General features: G+C 62.5%; 2 protein-coding genes and 1 pseudogene. All 3 read left to right on the top strand.

Annotated features, from left to right (window positions below; translation table 11 throughout):
• The coding region (locus VAE54_RS12125; protein ID WP_322802231.1) for a hypothetical protein at positions 1-818 on the top strand (818 nt) is incomplete at its 5' end.
• Between the two features lie 685 nt (positions 819-1,503).
• Complete coding sequence (locus VAE54_RS12120) at positions 1,504-3,222, top strand: hypothetical protein (RefSeq protein WP_322802230.1); 1,719 nt, start codon at positions 1,504-1,506, stop codon at positions 3,220-3,222.
• Positions 3,223-3,516: 294 nt separating this feature from the next.
• Positions 3,517-4,169, top strand: a pseudogene (locus VAE54_RS12115) (hypothetical protein); the annotation flags it as partial.

Below are 4,169 nucleotides of genomic sequence, written 5' to 3'. Positions count from 1 at the left end.
AAATCGAGGGGAAGCACGTCCGGGTCTTCACGGGCCTGGCGATGTGCTGGCGCCTGGTGCAGGTTCTGGGCCCGGTGCGGGCGTTGCGGGTGGCCCAGGCCGTGGCTCGGATGGGAGGCCCGGTGCTGGGCGTGGATTGGGGGAGGCGACGGCTGTTGCGCCAGAGCCTGGCCCTGGCCGGGCTGGCGCTGCTGCGGCGGATCCCCGGAGGGACCCATGCCCCTCGAACCGCCGGTTCCGCCGGTTCGGCCTCTCCTCGTCTCGGCCCAGGGGAGGAGGAGCTCTGGGAGGGGTTCGTGCTGCTTCCGGAAGGCGCCCCGATTCCCCCCTTCGTGAGCTGTGCCCCCGCCCCCATCCTGTGCCAGACCGATGGCCGCCCGGAAGCCGAGGCCCTGCGCGGGGAGACCCTTCCGGTGCAGGATCTGGCCGAGGCACGAGCGCAGATCCCCTTCCCCCTCTACCGGCCAACAGAGTTGCCCTTTCAACAAGGGCAGGTGATCCGGTTCCGAGGAGGCGGTCGAGTGTTCATCGTGATGCTGGACTTCGGGCGGGCCTCTGAACCCGAAGGGAGCCTGTGGGCGCGTCCCATTTATCCTCGTCCTTATCCAGTGTGGCCGGTGCGGCATCCTGAGCAGCCAGAGATTCCAGTCCCACCGGCAAAGGTTTTCTTCACGCCGGCCCCCGGGGTGCTGCTTCCGACCGTGGATGGCTATATGGTGCATTGGATCGAACAAGATGTTCTTTACACCCTCGTGACTTATCAGGATCCTGAGGGATCCTTGATGCCCATCATTACAACCTCATTAACAAAATTTTAAGCGAAAGGAGGTTTTCCATGGCGTATGCATATGTTTATGCACCGATATCGGGAATCGTGACCGGGCGGGATTATTATTGTGATTGCCCAGCTTGCTACGGGAATTGTAGCGGATGTTTAAACGCTCATGGTCGTTGCAAGAATTGGTCTTCACCAATTGACATTGCAGGAACTGGATCAACATGCCCAACACCCGGATCGATTTGTCTATATGTCAATTATCCAACGGTTCGTCGCGTGCGAACATGGGTCGAATATCTGTGTTGCTGTAAAGAACCGAACAATAGCTACGCTCGTTCAATCACAGTTGATTTGTATATATACGATAACGGAAAGTATTGTTATGTTGGTTCAGTGATGTATGGTCATGTCGCTAATCCTACTGTAAGCAACGGACAGTGGATTGATTTAACTTCCCGCTCATATAAACTTGGCGATATTGTTGGAGGATGCTATCTCTGCAAATCATGCCCAAACCCATCCGATCAATGCAATTGTCCAACATGCTCTTGCTCAAATCGTGATTGCAGGTGCACAGTTTGTTATAGTGGATCCCATGTTCATCTTGAAAGATACTTAGGCGAGACAGTAGCTCCTTGTTGCTGTGTTGATGTCGCTCAAGGGACCACGGCCATCTATCGCTTCTATTACAATCCTGGTTATACTTGTTAAACAAGGAGAATGTGATGTGTGTTCTGTCTAAGCCGGGTCGGATTGCGATCATGATGCTGATGGTGCTAAGCCTGCTGAGCTGTAGGATGCCGCAGGCTCCTGGACCCCGGCCCACGTTGGAGAAGGGGTTCGGTTCACCCCTCTCTACCCCTCCTCCGCCCACACTCCCCACTTCCCCCTGCCTTCCTCCACCGGATATTTCGAGCGGGGAGACGCCCTCGCCGCTCCTGGACCTTCGGGATCTCCGCTGGGAGGAGCTGGCCCGACCCGACCGACGCCTGCGCCACCTCCCGGGTTCTCCGTATCCCATCTTCCCGGAGTCGATCTCCCGGGACGGCCGCCGCCTTACGGTGGTGTGGCGCTGGCCCCTGGAGCCCCCACTTCAGAACGCAGGTTTCCTGGCCTCCGCAGAACTGGATACGGAAGGCAATACCCACCACTGGCTCATCCAGGACGGGAGCGCCATCCGTGAGAAAGAGACCGTTGAGGAAGTCTGCTGCTGGACCCTTTCGGATGGCCGACGGCTCAGGGCCACCCGCACCCATGTCGGCCTCATTCGCCTGATCCTGGAAGAGGATCACCGCTCCCGCGTTCTGGAGCCGCCGGAACCGATCCGTGACCTTCTCCTGGCCCGGGACGCGGTGGCCCTCGCCTCCTCCCCAAACGGGACGGTGTGGCGAGTAGATCTGAACACCGGGACCTGGGAGAAGGTCCTGGAGAGGGAGCGGGGACTGTGGGGGGTGATCATGGCCCGGGATAGCGCTTACGGGTTGGCGCTGCAAGAGGTGGAAACCCCGGATGGGCTGCCGCGGATCCGGATCTGGCAAGTCCCCGCCCGCATGGGCGCGCCAGCCCGCCGGATCGATCTGCCGCTTCACATCCTTGGATCAGACGACCCGAACATCCCACCGACCAGGGAGATCGGAAACGGTCCTCACTGGCTCATCGGGGTGCCCAACGATGCATTCGGGAAGGGCTTCCTTCTGGACCTCCACGCCGGCCGGGTGGTGAGGCCCGCCGACCTGGGGCTTTCAGATTGGAACTTCTTCGACTACGCCCTTTCCCCGGATGGACAATGGCTGGCGATCGCCATGGTGCGCGTAGGCCAGCACCTCAAAGGGCCCGAAGATCCCGCCCGAGTCCTCTACCTTGCCCCGGGAGCCCATCTCAAAGCCGGCCGGCTTCTGGAAGGGGTCTCCATAATGACCTGGGGGGTCGATCCCCCTGCCGTCTTCCTGAAAGATCTGCAAACCGGTGAGCTGCGTGTGTTGCGCCTGCCCGCAGCTCCGGGATCCCTTGGAATTCCCCTCGCCGGCGCGCGACCGCCCCTCGTTCCTGTTCCAGACGGCGTGTTGGCCGTAAGGGGGGAGCATGGGGAACAGGCGGTGTGGCTGAACCTGGAGGGAGTCCCCCAGGCGACCCTGGATCTCTTCCCCTTCTACCAGGGCATATATGCGTTGCTTCCTGAAATCCAAGGGCGCCTGCTGAAACGGGTGTGGATCGGCGCCCAGGCGATCTCCCCTCGTTCGGACGGACGGTGTCAGTGGGGGTTGATTGAATGGATCCCCCCGCCATCGCCTGCTTCACATCCCGGAACAAACGAATCCGGCGATCCGGCCGCCGATGACGATCAGTCGAGAGACCTTTCCCTCCAGCTGGGATCTGCATCGCCCGTGCGGTTGGTCGCTCGGGGACGGGATCCAGACCCGGGAGCTCGAAGGGGGGTTCCATAAGGCGGGCGGGATGGTGGAAGCGATGGGGGGTGGATGATAGCGATGGCCCTGGCGCTGGGGGCGTGCGGGAGGGGCCGAGGAACCGCTCCCACCCCTCCCCGGCCGGCGCCGATTCCGCACCGGGCTTCGGGGGGAAGCGCCCTGGCCGCCCGGCACAGAGGATCCCGATCTCAGCGTCGCGTCCCCCTTTTTGGAGGACACTCTTCGAATTTGTCCTCCTTTTTGGAGGACCACGGCTTCCGCTGGCTGAATAGAATGAAAACCGAAAGCCGATCCGCGAGCGGAGGGGAAGCGATGACCGAACGATGGCTGTTGTATGACGCAGGGTGCTCCATATGCGCCGCCCTGGCCCGGGAGGTGAAGACCCTGAGCGGCGGGCGGCTGGGCGTGCGCTCGCTGCGGGAGCCCGAGGTCCGGGCCCTGCTGGACCGCGCCCGTCCCGGCTGGCGCTGGGAGCCGATGCTCGTCGGGATCGAAGGGGAGCGAGTGCGGATCTTCACGGGACTGGCGCTGCGGGCGCGCCTCGTGCAGATCCTGGGCCCGGCGCGGGCGTTGCGGGTGGCCCGGCTGGTGGCCCGGCACGGCGGGCCAGTGCTGGGCGTGGACTGGGGGAGGCGGCGGTTCCTCGGACGGGCCCTGGGAGCTGTTGGTGCCTTCGCGATCGGACCGCGCCTCCGCTCTGTCACCTCCCCCTTCCATCCCTCTCCGTCATCCCTGGGGGAGATCGAAGTCCTGGCAGGTTCCCTTCGTGCGTTCACTGACGACGGGGTAGAGATCGAGACCCTTGGTGGCCTGCGTAAGATCCGCATCCCCAACGGGATCCCGATTTGGAAAGGCGGCGAGCGTCCCCTTTCCGCCCTCACAAGGGGAGACGAGCTGATGATCCGTCTCCACATTCCTTCAGGAACGGCCCTCCGACTATGGGCCAATCTGACCCGGGTGCAGGG

The organism is Thermoflexus sp. (assembly GCF_034432235.1).
Lineage (GTDB): Bacteria > Chloroflexota > Anaerolineae > Thermoflexales > Thermoflexaceae > Thermoflexus.
The sequence above is the reverse complement of the archived record's forward strand: the minus strand, read 5'-3'. Positions and strand labels throughout refer to the sequence as shown.